Origin of the sequence: Sphingobacterium sp. UBA1897 (assembly GCF_002337775.1) — a bacterium.
Lineage (GTDB): Bacteria > Bacteroidota > Bacteroidia > Sphingobacteriales > Sphingobacteriaceae > Sphingobacterium > Sphingobacterium siyangense.
Genome location: NZ_DDGR01000031.1, coordinates 22,856 through 38,666 on the forward strand (window position 1 = coordinate 22,856; position 15,811 = coordinate 38,666).

A 15,811-nucleotide genomic window follows, 5' to 3' on the forward strand; every position below is an offset into this window, starting at 1 on the left:
AATAATGAGTAACAGCAACATCAATCTGATAGACTCTTTTCAAGAGTTTAAGGAGTTTAAGAATATCGATAGACCTACTGTTATTACAGTATTGGAAGAGGTTTTTCGTAGTATGATCCGTCGTCGTTTTGGTACGGATGAAAATGTGGATGTTATCGTGAATCCAGATAACGGAGATTTGGAGATTTGGAGGACGCGTGTCGTTGTTGAAGATGAGTTTTCAGAGGATGATGATCTTGAAATCGAATTGGCGGAAGCTAGAAAGCATGATGAAGATTTGGAAGTAGGCGATGATTTTATTGAACAGATCACATTGGAAAGCTTTGGCCGTCGTGCAATTTTAGCTGCACGTCAGACGCTTGTATCTAAGGTTTTGGAATTGGAAAAAGACGAAGTCTTTAAGAAATATAAAGATAGAGAAGGAGAGTTGGTCATTGGTGAGGTTTATCAGATTTGGAAAAAAGAAATCTTGGTATTGGATGAGGATGGTAATGAATTAATTCTTCCTAAATCAGAACAAATTCCAGCTGACTATTTCAAAAAGGGAGATGGCATTCGCGCAGTTGTGCATAAAGTGGATATGATGAATAATAATCCAAAGATTATCATTTCACGTACCGCACCTGCGTTCTTACAACGTTTATTTGAACTTGAGGTTCCTGAAATTTTTGATGGTTTGATTACGATTAAGAAAATCGTTCGTGAACCAGGAGAAAGAGCGAAGGTTGCCGTTGAGTCTTATGATGATCGTATTGATCCTGTAGGAGCTTGTGTTGGTATGAAGGGATCCCGTATTCATGGTATCGTTCGTGAATTGCGTAACGAGAATATTGACGTGATTAATTTTACAACAAATCATTCATTGTATATCGCTCGCGCTTTGAGTCCAGCAAGGATTAGCTCAATCAAAATCGATGAAGAAAATAAGACTGCGGCTGTATATTTAAAATCGGATCAGGTTTCTTTAGCAATTGGTCGTGGAGGACACAATATCAAGTTGGCTGGTAAATTGACTGGTTATGAAATTGATGTTTATCGCGAAAATGACGAGTTTGATGAAGATGTTGATATCGAAGAATTCAGCGATGAGATTGAAAGCTGGGTTATTGATGAATTGAAACGTGTTGGTTTGGATTCTGCAAAGTCGGTGTTGTCTCTTAGCGAGGAAGAGCTGGTTAGACGTACCGATTTGGAAGAAGATACTGTTCGTGAGATTGTACGTATTTTACAAGCTGAATTTGAATAAAATTCAGCTCATTAATTTTTTTCTATCTAACATTCGGAATAAATTGTTTATGGATGGAAAAAAACATATTTTTGTAATTATATTAAAATAGTTTATATTATAGATGACTGAAGGAAAAGGAACAAACTTGCTTAAAGCAGCAAAGGAACTCAACATCGGGATACATACCGCCGTGGAATGTTTAGTGAAAAAAGGATATGATGTAGAAGCAAAGCCTAACACTAAATTGAGCGGAGAGATGTATGGTGTGCTGTTAAAAGAGTTTCAGGGAGACAAATCACTGAAAGATGAAGCTAAACAAATTGTGATTGGCAAAATTCGTCGTGAGGAGTCGCCGTCCACTTCTCCTAAGGAATCATCTAAGAATGAGGATTTCGAAGATCATGATGAATCCAAGGAAATCCTGGTCAAAAATACGGTAGAAATCCCTTCTGTTAAGGAACCTACTCCTGCAAAAGTAGAGGAGCCCGTTCATCAAGGTGGTATGAAGGTGGTTGGTAAGATTGATCTGGACGCATTGAATAGAGGCGGAAATAAGGTCAAGAAGGAAGAACCTGTTAAGGAGGAACCAAAAACCGTTAAAGAAACACCTGTAGAGGTCAAAGCTGAAGCTAAGGTGGAAGAAAAGAAAGAAGCCGAAGTCAAAGCGCCTATTGTTGAAGCGAAAAAAGAAGAACCAAAGGTTATTGAAAAGAAGCCGGAAGTTGTTGTACCAAAAGCTGAAATAGAAAAACCCGAAGTAAATAAAACTGAAGTAAAAGCAACTCCGGTTGTAGAGACAAAAACTGAACCTGTGAAGGTAGAAGACAAGAAAAAAGAAGAAACAGCGCCGAAAGCTGTACCAGTAACTCCAATAGTGGAGCCTGTGAAAAAACAAGGAGATGAAATTATTTCTGCTCGTGCAGAGAGATTGACAGGTCCTAAAGTCATTGGTAAGATTGAATTACCATCTGCTAGACCTTCCCACAAACCAGTGGCTTCATCTTCAAATGCTGGAAATAATAATGAGAAACGTAAGCGTAAGCGTACGAATCCAAATGGTCCAGTAAACCCAAATGCGGGGCAAGGTCAAGGTCATAATAACCAACACCGTGGGCCGCGTGATGGCAACAATCCCAACAACCGGGACCAACAGGGTAACCGAGGAGGGAATCATGGTCCTAACAACAACCCGAACAATCGTCAAGGGCAAAACAACAACCAACATCCGGGTAGACCAGGACAAGGAGGTAACAACCAACACCCAGGTAGACCAGGACAAGGTACGAGACCGCAACACGGTAATCGTTTTGACAATAGAGGTAAGGGAAGACCTGTTGAGAATAAGGAAGAACCTACTGAAAAGGAAATCCAAGATCAAATCAAGGCAACACTTGCTCGTTTGAGTGGTGCAGGTAAATCTGGTAAATTTGCGCAACGTGCCAAATTGAGACGTCAGAAACGTGACGATGTTGCTCAACATGCAGAAGAAGCTGCAATGGAGCAAGAAATGATGGCGAAAGTATTGCGTGTTACAGAATTCGTAACAGCAAACGAATTAGCTAATTTGATGGACGTTCAGGTAACCCAAATTATTGCAACTTGTATGAGTTTGGGTATGTTCGTGTCAATTAACCAACGTTTAGATGCGGAAACTTTAACAATTGTAGCGGATGAATTTGGTTATCAGGTAGAGTTTATCAAACCTGAGGATGAGGAGACTGCTGAACTTGAGGAACCGGATAACGAAGCGAATTTGGTTTCAAGAGCCCCTATTGTAACGGTCATGGGACACGTTGACCATGGTAAAACATCTTTATTGGATTATATCCGTAAGGCGAACGTTACTTCTGGTGAGGCTGGTGGTATCACCCAACATATCGGTGCATACGCGGTGAAATTGGAGGATGACCGTAAAATTACATTCTTGGATACTCCTGGTCACGAAGCTTTTACGGCTATGCGTGCCCGCGGTGCTAAAGTGACGGATATTGTTATTATCGTTATTGCAGCGGACGACGCTGTCATGCCGCAAACAAAAGAAGCAATCAACCACGCGCAAGCAGCGGGAGTACCAATCGTATTTGCATTTACTAAAGTAGATAAACCGGGAGCAAATCCTGATAGAATCCGCGAGCAGCTTTCTGCGATGAATATCTTAGTTGAAGACTGGGGTGGTAAGTTCCAAGCGCAAGAGATTTCAGCAAAAACGGGAGAAAATGTTGACCTACTATTAGAGAAAGTTCTATTGGAAGCTGAGATGTTAGATCTAAAAGCTGATCCGAAAAAACGCGCTGTTGGTTCAGTAATTGAAGCAGCTTTGGATAAAGGTCGTGGTATCGTGACAACGGTATTGATACAAAGTGGTACATTACGTGTTGGAGACCCTATTTTAGCGGGATCGCATTCAGGTAAGGTGAAGGCTTTGACTAATGAAAGAGGTGAACGTGTTAAAGAGGCGGGACCGTCTGTTCCAGTACAAATCTTGGGTATGGCAGGCGCGCCAACAGCAGGAGATAAGCTTTATGTTCTTGAAAGCGAGTCTGAAGCTAGAACTGTAGCCAACAAACGTCTTCAGTTACAACGCGAGCAAGGTATGCGTGCAACTAAACATATTACCTTGGATGAAATCGGTCGTCGTTTGGCCATCGGTAACTTTAAAGAACTTAATATTATCGTTAAAGGTGATGTGGACGGTTCTATTGAAGCATTATCAGATTCATTATTGAAATTGTCTACTGACGAGATCCAAGTTAATATTATTCATAAATCAGTGGGTGCGATCTCTGAATCAGATGTATTGTTAGCTTCTGCTTCCGATGCGATCATCATCGGTTTCCAAGTACGTCCAACACAAAATGCGCGTAAGTTGGCAGAGAACGAGCAAATTGATGTACGTTTATATTCGATCATCTATGATGCGATTGACGAAATCAAGTCTGCGATGGAGGGTATGTTGGCTCCGAAATTTGAAGAGAAAATTGTTGCTGAGGTTGAAATCAGAGAAACTTTTAAAATTTCTAAAGTTGGTACGATTGCCGGATGTATGGTTAAAGAAGGTAAGATCAATAGAAATAATGATATCCGCATAATCAGAGATGGTGTCGTAATTCATACTGGTAAACTGGCATCTTTGAAACGTTTCAAAGACGATGTGAAAGAAGTTTCAATGGGTTATGAATGTGGTTTAAATATTGACCGTTTCAATGATATTCAAGTAGGAGACATTGTCGAAGCTTACGAACAAGTTGAAGTGAAACGTAAATTGTAATCACTTAGTGATACAGTAATAAAACAGAAAGCGGCATTGGTTTTAATCAATGCCGCTTTCTGTTTTAACGTTCGTATAGTTCTATTGGTACCTGATCAGGATCAAAGAAGAATGTAAAGCGTTTATTTGTTAGCTCGTCTATTCTGATCCCTTCGTGTGATACACCTGCTTTTTCGAGCTTATTTAATTCTAGGTCGAGATTATCGACTTCGAATGCAAGATGTCTTAAACCGGCGGCTTCTGGAAAGCTGAGCCGATTAGGCGGTGATGGAAACGAAAAAAGTTCTATAATATAATGATCATGGAGTTTGAGATCCAGTTTGTAGGAATCACGTTCCACACGATAGTATTCTCTAGCAATCTCTAGGCCCAGTATGTCAGTATAGAATTTCTTTGAACGCTCATAATCACTACAGATAATAGCGATATGATGTATCTTGTTGAGGTTTAATTTCATTTTTAAATCTTATCTCATTGTGTTTGTTATACAAGGTTGTTCCTTAAGGATATGGATCATATACAGACTATTTTACAATGTTTCATCTTATTTTGCTCTTTCATATTGTTTAGGCCAGGGGATGTCAGCATCTAATTCTTTGGCAAAATGTAATGGAAGATGTGGATCATCAAGAAATCCCCGTGCGATTAAGATTAAATCAGCTTGCTTTTGTGCGATGATCTCAGACGCTTGAATAGCCGTTTTGATTAAACCTACTGTGGCAACGTTATTCTTGGTATGTTCCTTAATCGCGATGGCGAAAGGGAGCTGATATGCTGGTCCGACATCTATTTTTTGATAGGAGACCAAGCCTCCACTCGACACATCAATTAAATCTACCCCCAATGTATACAGTAGTTGTGATAAGGCTATAGACTGCTGTAGATCCCAGCCTGCTTCGGCCCAATCTGTTGCTGAAATACGTACCCATAAACTTTGGCTTGTTATTTCTCGTTTTACTCTTTTCACAATTTCAATAAGAAAACGTATCCTATTTTCAAAGATCCCGCCGAAAGAGTCTGTCCGTAAGTTGCTCAGTGGTGAAAGAAATTGATGGATCAGATATCCATGTGCAGCGTGGAGTTCAATAATTTCATAGCCTGCCTGTATGGCTCTTTTCGTTGCTGTTCCGAATTGTTCAATCAGATTTTCAATGGCGTCTAGATCAAGCTCCTGTGGTTCATAATCTCCAGCATGGAAAGGGATCGGAGATGGGGCGACTGTTTGCCAACCCTGTGGATCCGTTGGTGAAAATTGATTCCGCCCGACCCAAGGTTTATTACTGCTTGCTTTGCGGCCTGCATGAGCAAGTTGTATGCCCGGTATGGAATTATTTTCTTTAATGAACTCGGTTATTTCTTTTAGTTTTTCGATATGCTGGTCGTCCCATAAACCAAGGTCTCCATCACTGATTCGACCGTCAGGGCTAACTGCTGTTGCTTCCTGTATTACTGCTGCAGCTCCGCCGATTGCAAACTGGCCCAAATGAACCAAATGCCAGTTATTTGCAAAACCATCTTTTGCGGAGTATTGGCACATTGGAGATACGACCAAACGATTTTTCAATTGGCGGTTTCCAATATTTACTGATGAAAATAATTGACTCATAATTGCGTGTTTATAGAAGGCAGGAGCAAGGAAAGCTCCCGCCTTGATCAATTCTTTGTTTTGTAAAGAGAGGCCCTCAGAAGCCTTTATTTAAATCCTTGCGAACCGTGGTTCAACTGTTAAGGATTTGTAGACCATAAAGATGCTGATTTTAGCATTGCTCTTCTTGGTAGTTTTAAATTGGCAACTACTAACTCTGCGAAATCTTCAGGCTGGAGAACTTTTTCTGGATCGCCATCGGTAAGTCCAAGTTCTTTGGACATATCGGAAGCGATCGTGCTTGGCATTAACGTACATACACGAATATTGTTTTTCCGTACTTCCCGCATTAAAGAATCGGCGAAGCCGATGACGCCAAACTTTGACGCACTATAAGCGGAAGTGGTGGCCGCGCCATTTAATCCGGCAGTCGAAGATACCATAATGATATCGCCTTGATTTTTTTCAATCAGTTGTGGAAGGATAGCTTTTGTAACAAAGTATGTACCCAAGAGATTGGTGTGAATGATCGATGTCCAATCGGCAACGTCCATGTCGAGCACAGCGGAAAATGATGCCACTCCCGCATTGTTAATTAAGATATCAAAGCTGCCGAAAGTGTTTTTCAGTTGCTCGATCTCCTGTTGTACAGCACTATAATTTGATACGTCAAAAACGGCATAAGTGACCTCAGTGCCTAGCTCCGCAAGTTCCGCAACCGTATCCTTCAAAGCAGCTTCATTTCTCCCAGTAATCGCGATATGAACACCTTCTTTCGCTAATGCATAGGCAATTGCTTTTCCTAATCCCCGCGCGCCACCTGTAATTAAGGCTCTTTTTCCTGTTATATTTTCCATAACATAAAAATAGGTATGATCTTTTTTATTCGTGTCAGATGAACCTCAAAAAGGCAACTTATTTTGCCTTTTTGAGGATATTTTCGATAATAGGGTAAGTGTTGTTCCGTATGTCTTCAAATTGGTCCACATGACGCCATTCCGCTTTTGTAATATCTTCTGCGGTTTGTGGAATCAATTTAGGGACTTTGTTGACTCCCATTTCATACCAGTTTGTTGCTTTTAGGACGAATTCTCCATTTCGCAAAAAATAAGTATGGTATGATGTGGTAATTTTTTTTCCTAAGTAGTTGATTTTAATGCCACATTCCTCTTCAACTTCGCGTACAGCTGCTTCCCGCATTTTTTCATTGTCTTCCACTTTACCTTTAGGGAGATCCCATTTTCCTAATCGGTAGATAAAAAGATAATCTCCATCACCGTTTTTCACCAATCCACCGGCTGCTTTGATGAGCTTAATTTTATTTTTTAAGTTTTGAAATACAGTTTCAAAATCCTTGTTGATGTAGAGATATGTTTTTGGAACTTTATCAATTTCAGATTGTTTGAAAAGTTTTTGGAGGTCAATCTCTTGAAAACTAATTGTTTGTGGGTTTTTGGTTTTCGATGGAACAAAATCTGCTAAAATTAGCACGGTTTCGTTCATATAAATTTTATAAATTTGCGCCATGAATAATTTAAATGAGGTTGAACAAAAAGTTGCTGAATCCTTATTGCAAATTAAAGCAATAAAATTGCAACCTAAAAGTCCTTTTACATGGGCGTCGGGTTGGAAGTCTCCAATTTACTGTGATAACCGTATCACTTTATCTCATCCTGCGATTCGTACATACATTCGTCAAAAGCTTTCTAAGCTTATTCAAGAAGAGTTTGGATCAGTGGATATGATTTCTGGAGTTGCTACGGCAGGTATTCCACAAGGCGTTTTGGTAGCACAGGATTTGGGACTGCCATTTTCTTATGTTAGAAGCTCAGCTAAGGACCATGGTCGTCAGAATTTAATTGAAGGTGAAGTAGTTAGCGGTCAACGTGTAGTTGTAATTGAGGATCTAATTTCGACAGGTAAGAGTAGTTTAGTGGCTGTAAAGGCTTTACGTGAGGCTGGCTGCAATGTTGTTGGCTTGGTGTCTATTTTTACTTATGGATTGCAACAAGCTACTGATAATTTTGCCGATGCAAAATGTCCTTATTTCAGTTTATGTAATTATGATGCTTTGATTCAGGTCGCTGCTGAAAATAGTTATGTATTGGAAGAGGATATTGAGATCTTGAAAAAGTGGCGATTGAACCCTGCAACTTGGGGAGATAATTTTCAATAAAAAAGATTAATTTATCGTTATGACTACTATTCAGAACACAACAGAAATCAACAAAAATGTCAGCGAGGTGTATGCATTTTTGGCGGATCTCAACAATCATGAACAGTTGATGCCGGAAAATATCTACAATTGGTCTTCGACTACGGACGAAGCTCGATTTACAATTCAGAATATGGCAAAATTGGCTCTTAAGGTAGAAGAGCGTAGTGAGAATCAATTCATTAAGTTGGTTCCGTCGGAGAAGGCGCCTTTTGAGGTTGCTCTTCGTTGGGAATTGCAAGTTGTTGCTGATACGGTGACAAAGGCAACCTTTATTATAGATGCTGATCTCAACATGATGATGAAGATGATCGCTTCTGGACCACTTCAAAAATTAGTTGATTTTCAGGTCAACAAATTAAAAGAAAAGTTGGGATAGGTTGTTTATAACGGATATAAAAAAAGCTCGATTAGTAATAATCGAGCTTTTTTTATGCTAGTCTTTCATTGACTTTTTTCCAATTCACAACATTCCACCAATTTTTAATATAATCAGCTCTTTTGTTTTGGTAGTGCAGGTAATAAGCATGCTCCCATACATCAAGGCCTAAAACGGGGATACCTTTTACCTCTGCAACATCCATTAAAGGGTTATCTTGATTTGGAGTAGAGGTAATTTTTAAGTTACCTGAGTCATCCAAAATCAACCAGGCCCATCCCGAACCGAATCGTGAGGTTGCTGCTGCGGCAAATTGTTCTTTGAATTTGTCTAAAGAACCAAATGTCTTATTGATCATGGTCAATAATTTTTCAGAGGGCTGGCTCGGCTTATCGGACAGACTTTCCCAAAAAAAGTTATGGTTCCAAGCTCCACCAGCGTTATTCCTTGCTTTAGGAGAGTACTTAGATATGTTTGCTAGAAGTTGCTCCTCTGAGGCTTCTTTGATATTTTCAGCAAGAATGGCTTCGTTAACGGCGTTAATATAGGCCATATGGTGCCTTGTATAATGGATTTCCATTGTCAACGCATCAATATTAGGCTCCAAAGCGGCATAACTGAAAGGTAATTTTACTTGGGAAAACTTTAAAGTAGCGGCATTTAATTCAGTAGCTTTCGCTGAAGCAATATCTTGTAATATTGATCCAGATACAGCGATGCCTAGTGTAGCCTTTGCTGCATTTTGAAGGAAGTTTCTGCGTGTTTGCATATAATCTTATTGTGATTAGTTTTGATATAAATATAACGTGAAATTTTACAAATATTGTGCAAGAATTGTCTGTTAATTGTAATACAACAAAATTGTTATAAATTCATCTTTTAGGGTGGCATATATTGTTTTGAATTTTGGTTTACGATATTTATGTAACATATAATTTGCATGCCTTTAAGAACGCTTCAAGGCGGTCTTAGGGCAGATATCCAGAGAATTATAATTGTTTATAAAGTCAAATTTAGCTAAGTTTGATTTATGTATACATTAAGGATTTCAAAAATTATCCCCCAACCTAATAATAACATTACTTTTCAGCTTGAGTCTATAGCAGGGGACTATCCTTCCTATAAAGCTGGACAGTTTATTACACTTTCTTTTGTATTTGGTGACCGTGAGGTACGTCGTTCTTATTCTTTTAATAGTTCGCCTGATAATAATGAGCCCTTAAGTATCACTGTTAAGCGTGTCGAAAATGGAGAAATATCCCGACTGCTCCACCATACAATTGTGGAGGGGGATATCGTAAATGCAATGGAACCTCAGGGTTTATTTGTATATGAACCTGAACCAGAAAAGGTTCGGACCTTATTTTTGTTTGCTGCAGGAATTGGCATTACACCCTTGTATGCTATTTTGAAAACAGCGCTTCTTGCCGAAAGTAAGTCCAAAATAGTTTTAATTTACAGTAATAGTACGCTGGAGTTAACACCGTTCCGATCGGAATTGGAGCACTGGGCAGAGAGATTTCCTGATCGCTTAACTATTGTGTGGATTTACTCCAATAGTAAATACTTGATGAAAGCCAGGTTAAATAGAGATTATATACATGCTATTGTTAACGATCATTTGTTTGGAAATAAGGAAGATGCTTTGTTTTATACTTGCGGTCCTGTGATTTATATGGACTTATGTCGTTTTACACTTTTGGGGATGGGATTTGATTCCAATCAGATAAAACGGGAGACATTTCTATTGCCCGAAAATGAAGAGGATGATGATGATGAGACTGAAAAGGAAGTCGATACAACAACCTATGCCATCGAACTATCTTTTCAAGGTAAAACTTATCATCTAGAGGTGCCTTACAATAAATCCATTTTGGACATCGGGCTGGAACATAAAATTAAGTTGCCGTATTCTTGTAAATCCGGTATGTGTAGTACGTGTATTTCGCAGTGTACAAGGGGGAAAGTAAGAATGGACTATAATGAGGTATTAACAGACCGCGAAGTTGAACAAGGAAGAATACTGTTGTGCACGGGGCATCCGGTAGAAATGAATACAGCTATTGAAGTGCTATAATTGAGCATTCGTATTTAATCCAAAAATATGCTGTGCAGTTATGGGGTGCCAGAAATATTTAAAATTGCATATACAAGTAAATTTATCTAAGTTTGGATATAACCGTTTTATAGCTAACTATTATGGGGAAATTACTCTGGAGCCCAACAGAAGAGCAAAAATCTCAATCTGAGATCAATAAGTTTAAACAATATGTCGAGAAGGAGCATGGCTTATTCTTTCCATCCTATCAGGAGCTTTGGGCATGGTCTACGACGGAACTGGCTAGTTTTTGGAAGAGTATAGCCACCTATTTTAATATAAAGTTTCATTCAGGCTTTACAACTATTGTTGAGTCGCCAGCAGATCCTACAAGCTTTATCGGAACAAAATGGTTTGCTGGGGCTACCTTGAATTATGCTGAACACGTATTTCGAAACACAACGGAAAAGCGTCCGGCAATAATCTTTCAATCTGAACAGCAAGTTAAAAGAGAGGTGTCATGGACTGAGTTGGAATCCATGGTTCTCAAACTTCAGGTCTATTTGAAGGAACTAGGGGTACAAAGTGGGGATCGCGTCGCTGGTGTATTAATTAATGGCATTGAGGCTGTTGCGTTATTTTTGGCTGTTAATTCCATTGGTGCTGTTTGGTCCTGTTGTTCGCCCGATTTTGGGGAGGCGAGTATTCAGGATCGTTTTGAGCAGATTGAACCCAAAGTGCTCTTCGCAAATTCCAGTTATTACTATAATGGCCGTCTTTTTGAAAAGGCGGAGAGTATTAAACAACTTTCTCTGCGGCTACCATCTTTACTGGCTTGTGTTTTGATTGATGACAATATTTGGGAAGAGATTCTGAAAAAGGATCTTACACAGGCTGAGCTCCAATTTACGGCAATGCCTTTTGATGCGCCAATATGGATTTTGTATTCTTCGGGAACTACCGGGAAGCCCAAAGCCATTACACATGGAGTTGGTGGTATGCTGCTGGAACATATGAAAGCACTTGGACTGCATCAAAATGTGCAAGACGGGGATCGATTCATGTGGTATTCCACTACTGGATGGATGATGTGGAATTACGCGCTTTCGGCCCTTTTAATGGGAAATACATTGTGTATATATGATGGGGCTACGAATTATCCCGATAAATTAAGTTTATGGAAGTTTGCACAAGAAAGCAAGGTGGACCATTTTGGCGTTGGTGCTGCTTATCTCATCTCCTGTCAGGATCAAGATTTAAAATCCTTGGCTTATCAGCCAAAAACAATAGGGTCGACAGGTTCACCACTTCCACCAGATGTATTTGAATGGCTAAATGTACAGTTTCCAGAGAGTCAAATTGTCTCGCTAAGTGGTGGTACAGACGTTTGCAGTGCCTTTCTTTCGGGGTGTACATTGCTTGATGTTTATGCAGGGGAGATCCAATGTCGCACCTTAGGAGCTAAGATAGAAGCATTTGATGAGAATGGCCATCATCTTTATGGAGAGGTGGGAGAACTTGTTATTTTAGCTCCCATGCCCTGTATGCCCATCTATTTTTGGAATGATTTGGCGAATAAAAAATACTTTGATAGTTATTTTGATAAATATAGCGGTGTTTGGAGCCATGGTGATTGGATTAAGATCACTGTACATGATGGAATAATTATGTACGGTCGTTCAGATGCAACGCTGAACCGCGGTGGCGTACGTATCGGTACTGCAGAGATCTATAATGTTTTAAATAGAACCAAAGGGGTCTTGGATAGTTTGGTTATCTGTGTAGATCATGAAAATGGATCATCTGATATGTTGCTTTTTGTTCAATTGGACAATGGTTTATTGAATGATGCGTTAAAAGGGGAGATTAAACGGGAGCTTCGGCAACAATATAGTCCGCGACATGTGCCTGACGATATTTTTCAGGTATCGGCTATTCCTTACACGTTAAGCGGTAAAAAACTGGAGCTGCCTATTAAGAAGATTTTTTCGGGAATGACTGTAGAAAAAGCGGTGTCAGTAGATATTATGCGGAACAGAGAATCTTTGTTAGACTTTGAAGCGATCAGTAAAATCTGGAGAAGATCTTAAGTATAGTATGATATAAAAATACCTAATTAGAAAACCCCTCTGATGATGAAGTTTGTCGTTTGAGGGGTTTTCTAATTTAATTTTACTCCACTCAGACCTGTATAACACCTACATTATACCGTTCTAGAATAGGTTTTTCGTTGGCAGCTTCAATTCCCATGCTGATGACTTTTCGTGTTTCTTCAGGCGCTATAATTCCATCAACCCATAATCTTGCAGCAGCGTAATACGGACTCAGTTGCTCGTTGTACCGATCTTCTATTGATTTAAGGAGACTGTTTTTTTCTTCTTCATTAATTTCTTGACCCTTGGTTTTTAAAGCTGATTCTTGGATTTGAAACAGTGTCTTGCCTGCAGCGGCACCGCTCATGACAGCCATTTGGGCAGTAGGCCAAGCGTAGATTAGTCGTGGGTCATACGCTTTTCCACACATCGCATAGTTTCCTGCGCCATAACTATTTCCAACAATAAAAGTGAATTTTGGAACTACGGAATTGGCCATTGCATTTACCATTTTTGCTCCGTCTTTGATAATCCCCCCTTGCTCTGATCGGCTTCCTACCATAAATCCAGTGACGTCCTGAAAAAACACAAGCGGAATGTTCTGCTGGTTGCAATTCATGATGAAGCGCGCTGCCTTATCTGCTGAATCACTATAGATAACCCCGCCCATCTGCATTTCCATTGCGTTACCGGGTTTCTTGGCTTTGATAATTTCACGTTGATTGGCAACAATCCCGACAGCCCAACCGTCTACACGTGCGAGGGCGCAGACAATGGTTTTTCCATAATCGGGTTTGTATTCCTCTAAAGTATCTGCGTCTACAATTGCATTCAAGATATCCTGCATGCGATAAGGTTTTGTTCTGTCTTCGGGAAGAATCTCTACTATTTTACTCGGATCTGTTTTTGGAGGAAGGCTTTGCTTTCTGTTGAAATTAGCTTTTGGATTTCCACCGATTTTATCGATAACATTTTTTATGGCCTCTAAACAACTTTGGTCGTCGGGAAATTTATTGTCTGTCACGCCGGATATCTCCGAATGGGTAGAAGCTCCGCCGAGTGTTTCAGCGTCTACGGTTTCACCTATCGCAGATTTGACCAGGTATGGGCCTGCTAAAAATACAGAGCCTGTTCCTTCGACGATAAAGGCGTAGTCGGACATGATAGGGAGATAAGCGCCACCTGCCACGCAACTTCCCATGATTGCTGCAATTTGAGGTATTCCCATGGAAGACATTCGGGCATTGTTACGGAATATGCGGCCAAAGTGTTCTTTATCGGGAAATATTTCATCCTGCATCGGTAAAAACACACCTGCAGAATCTACCAAATAAATAATTGGAAGATTGTTTTCCATGGCAATTTCCTGTGCGCGTAGATTTTTCTTGGCAGAAATAGGGAACCAGGCTCCTGCTTTTACGGTTGCATCGTTAGAGACGATGACACATAGTTTGGATTTTACATAGCCCAGTACCGCTGCGCAGCCCGCATTTATGCATCCGCCATGTTCTTTATACATTCCCTCGCCGGCAAACATGCCTATTTCCAGATATTCTCGGTCTGGGTCCAGTAGATATTCTATTCGTTCCCAGGCTGACATTTTACCCTTTTCTTTCAGTTTTTTTATTTTATCGATGCCACCACCTAGTTTTAAATTTTCTCTTTTTTGGCGAAGTAATGCGAGTAGCTCCTTCATAATTTATAATCTTGGTTTTAAAAAGCTGTTGAATTAAGAATTTCTTATTTTTAGATAAATTTAAAATAAAATTTTAAAATATTTGCAATTTTATTCCTAAATATTTTGATATATTTGAATTGAATTACCGATTGTAAATTTAATATTCATGCTTATGTTTATTGAAAATAAACAACAAATGGATATGATCAGACAAAGTGCACGAGATTTTGCACAGTATCATATCAAACCTTATGTGATGGAATGGGACGAAGCCCAAATATTTCCAATAGAAGTTTTTAAAAAGTTAGGCGAACACGGTTTCATGGGTGTGATCGTTCCTGAAGAATATGGTGGATCGGGACTCGGATACCAGGAGTATATTACCGTTTTGGATGAGATTTCCAAGGTGTGTGGCTCAATTGGACTTTCCGTAGCGGCGCATAATTCGTTATGTACAAATCATATATTAAGCTTTGCCAGTGAAGAACAGAAGAAACGTTATCTTCCAAAGTTGGCGACAGCTGAATGGATCGGTGCCTGGGGACTTACAGAGACAGGTTCTGGTTCGGACGCTGGTGGAATGACGACATTTGCTGAGCGAGATGGTGATCACTACGTGTTAAATGGTTCTAAAAATTTTATCACGCATGCCATCAGTTCTAGTGTTGCTGTCGTTATTGCGCGGACGGGGGCTAAGGGAGATAAAAAAGGGATGTCAGCTTTTATTGTTGAGAAAGGTACACCTGGATTTACCGCAGGAAAGAAAGAAAATAAATTGGGGATGCGTGCCTCAGAAACTGCCTGTCTGTTTTTTGATAATTGTCGGATTCATCGGGATCAACTCATTGGTGAAGAAGGGCAGGGCTTTGTGCAGGCCTTAAAATTATTGGATGGCGGACGTATTTCTATTGCGGCACTTTCTTTGGGTATTGCACGCGGAGCTTACGAGTGCGCGTTGAAATATGCGCACGAGCGTGAGCAGTTTGGGAAAAAGATTTACGAATTTCAGGCGGTTTCTTTTGCGCTAGCAGATATGGCGACACAGGTGGAAGCCAGTGAACTGTTGACGAGGCAGGCAGGCTATTTAAAGGATCATGGAGATCGTGTTTCTAAAATTGGTGCGATGGCTAAACTTTATGCGTCGGAGGCTGCCGTTAGTGTTTCGAATGAATCTGTACAAATCTTTGGTGGTTATGGATTTACAAAGGACTATCCTGCCGAGAAGTTTTTTAGAGATGCCAAGTTATGTACAATAGGTGAAGGGACTTCAAGCATTCAGAAAATGGTGATTGCTAGAGAGATTGAGAAAGATATTTTATAGCATATT

Annotated in this window: 13 protein-coding genes; 7 read left to right on the plus strand and 6 right to left on the minus strand. The window is 39.9% G+C overall.

All coding sequences use genetic code 11. The features are described 5' to 3' along the window. The first annotated feature begins 4 nt into the window (after positions 1-4). Both nusA and infB read left to right on the plus strand, forming a co-directional pair. Positions 5-1,246, plus strand: coding sequence for a transcription termination factor NusA (gene nusA, locus B4N43_RS20730; protein ID WP_070567754.1), 1,242 nt, complete (start codon positions 5-7; stop codon positions 1,244-1,246). A 103-nt stretch (positions 1,247-1,349) separates the two neighbouring features. Continuing rightward, positions 1,350-4,496: a translation initiation factor IF-2 gene (infB, locus tag B4N43_RS20735; RefSeq protein WP_075993375.1), complete on the plus strand. Its 3,147-nt coding sequence runs from the start codon at positions 1,350-1,352 to the stop codon at positions 4,494-4,496. Between the two features lie 64 nt (positions 4,497-4,560). On the opposite strand, the gene B4N43_RS20740 is transcribed toward infB, so the two are convergent. The 4 genes from B4N43_RS20740 to B4N43_RS20755 form a co-directional block, all read right to left on the minus strand. Next, positions 4,561-4,953 (minus strand): VOC family protein, encoded by a 393-nt coding sequence (locus tag B4N43_RS20740; RefSeq protein WP_088162214.1) that lies wholly within the window; start codon positions 4,951-4,953, stop codon positions 4,561-4,563. An 87-nt stretch (positions 4,954-5,040) separates the two neighbouring features. Next, the gene (locus B4N43_RS20745) at positions 5,041-6,102 is read right to left on the minus strand and encodes an NADH:flavin oxidoreductase/NADH oxidase (RefSeq protein WP_286736062.1); all 1,062 of its coding nucleotides are present in this window, start codon (positions 6,100-6,102) and stop codon (positions 5,041-5,043) included. A gap of 119 nt (positions 6,103-6,221) precedes the next feature. Next, positions 6,222-6,938: a 3-ketoacyl-ACP reductase gene (locus B4N43_RS20750; protein WP_286736063.1), complete on the minus strand. Its 717-nt coding sequence runs from the start codon at positions 6,936-6,938 to the stop codon at positions 6,222-6,224. 58 nt (positions 6,939-6,996) lie between these two features. Next, the gene (locus B4N43_RS20755) at positions 6,997-7,584 is read right to left on the minus strand and encodes an NUDIX domain-containing protein (RefSeq protein WP_232475558.1); all 588 of its coding nucleotides are present in this window, start codon (positions 7,582-7,584) and stop codon (positions 6,997-6,999) included. 22 nt (positions 7,585-7,606) lie between these two features. Here B4N43_RS20755 and pyrE point away from each other — a divergent pair, with 22 nt between their 5' ends. Further along, on the plus strand, positions 7,607-8,257 hold the full coding sequence (gene pyrE, locus B4N43_RS20760; RefSeq protein WP_070567741.1) for an orotate phosphoribosyltransferase: 651 nt from the start codon (positions 7,607-7,609) through the stop codon (positions 8,255-8,257). Between the two features lie 19 nt (positions 8,258-8,276). Next, on the plus strand, positions 8,277-8,675 hold the full coding sequence (locus B4N43_RS20765) for an SRPBCC family protein (RefSeq protein WP_286736064.1): 399 nt from the start codon (positions 8,277-8,279) through the stop codon (positions 8,673-8,675). Positions 8,676-8,727: 52 nt separating this feature from the next. Here B4N43_RS20765 and B4N43_RS20770 read toward each other — a convergent pair whose 3' ends face one another. Continuing rightward, positions 8,728-9,444, minus strand: a complete 717-nt coding sequence (locus B4N43_RS20770) for a superoxide dismutase (protein ID WP_075993370.1) — start codon at positions 9,442-9,444, stop codon at positions 8,728-8,730. 261 nt (positions 9,445-9,705) lie between these two features. Here B4N43_RS20770 and B4N43_RS20775 point away from each other — a divergent pair, with 261 nt between their 5' ends. Both B4N43_RS20775 and B4N43_RS20780 read left to right on the plus strand, forming a co-directional pair. Further along, positions 9,706-10,752, plus strand: coding sequence for a ferredoxin--NADP reductase (locus tag B4N43_RS20775; protein ID WP_286736065.1), 1,047 nt, complete (start codon positions 9,706-9,708; stop codon positions 10,750-10,752). 122 nt (positions 10,753-10,874) lie between these two features. Next, positions 10,875-12,803, plus strand: a complete 1,929-nt coding sequence (locus B4N43_RS20780) for an acetoacetate--CoA ligase (protein ID WP_286736066.1) — start codon at positions 10,875-10,877, stop codon at positions 12,801-12,803. Positions 12,804-12,894: 91 nt separating this feature from the next. Here B4N43_RS20780 and B4N43_RS20785 read toward each other — a convergent pair whose 3' ends face one another. Further along, on the minus strand, positions 12,895-14,502 hold the full coding sequence (locus tag B4N43_RS20785; protein ID WP_286736067.1) for an acyl-CoA carboxylase subunit beta: 1,608 nt from the start codon (positions 14,500-14,502) through the stop codon (positions 12,895-12,897). 154 nt (positions 14,503-14,656) lie between these two features. Between B4N43_RS20785 and B4N43_RS20790 the strand changes: the two genes are divergently transcribed. Then, positions 14,657-15,805: an acyl-CoA dehydrogenase family protein gene (locus B4N43_RS20790; protein ID WP_070567729.1), complete on the plus strand. Its 1,149-nt coding sequence runs from the start codon at positions 14,657-14,659 to the stop codon at positions 15,803-15,805. The last annotated feature ends 6 nt before the right edge of the window (positions 15,806-15,811 follow it).

Coding starts and splice junctions, on each gene's coding strand:
- nusA (WP_070567754.1), top strand. CDS start 5: ATGAGTAACAGCAACATCAATCTGATAGACTCTTTTCAAGAGTTTAAG.
- infB (WP_075993375.1), top strand. CDS start 1,350: ATGACTGAAGGAAAAGGAACAAACTTGCTTAAAGCAGCAAAGGAACTC.
- B4N43_RS20740 (WP_088162214.1), bottom strand. CDS start 4,953: ATGAAATTAAACCTCAACAAGATACATCATATCGCTATTATCTGTAGT.
- B4N43_RS20745 (WP_286736062.1), bottom strand. CDS start 6,102: ATGAGTCAATTATTTTCATCAGTAAATATTGGAAACCGCCAATTGAAA.
- B4N43_RS20750 (WP_286736063.1), bottom strand. CDS start 6,938: ATGGAAAATATAACAGGAAAAAGAGCCTTAATTACAGGTGGCGCGCGG.
- B4N43_RS20755 (WP_232475558.1), bottom strand. CDS start 7,584: ATGAACGAAACCGTGCTAATTTTAGCAGATTTTGTTCCATCGAAAACC.
- pyrE (WP_070567741.1), top strand. CDS start 7,607: ATGAATAATTTAAATGAGGTTGAACAAAAAGTTGCTGAATCCTTATTG.
- B4N43_RS20765 (WP_286736064.1), top strand. CDS start 8,277: ATGACTACTATTCAGAACACAACAGAAATCAACAAAAATGTCAGCGAG.
- B4N43_RS20770 (WP_075993370.1), bottom strand. CDS start 9,444: ATGCAAACACGCAGAAACTTCCTTCAAAATGCAGCAAAGGCTACACTA.
- B4N43_RS20775 (WP_286736065.1), top strand. CDS start 9,706: ATGTATACATTAAGGATTTCAAAAATTATCCCCCAACCTAATAATAAC.
- B4N43_RS20780 (WP_286736066.1), top strand. CDS start 10,875: ATGGGGAAATTACTCTGGAGCCCAACAGAAGAGCAAAAATCTCAATCT.
- B4N43_RS20785 (WP_286736067.1), bottom strand. CDS start 14,502: ATGAAGGAGCTACTCGCATTACTTCGCCAAAAAAGAGAAAATTTAAAA.
- B4N43_RS20790 (WP_070567729.1), top strand. CDS start 14,657: ATGTTTATTGAAAATAAACAACAAATGGATATGATCAGACAAAGTGCA.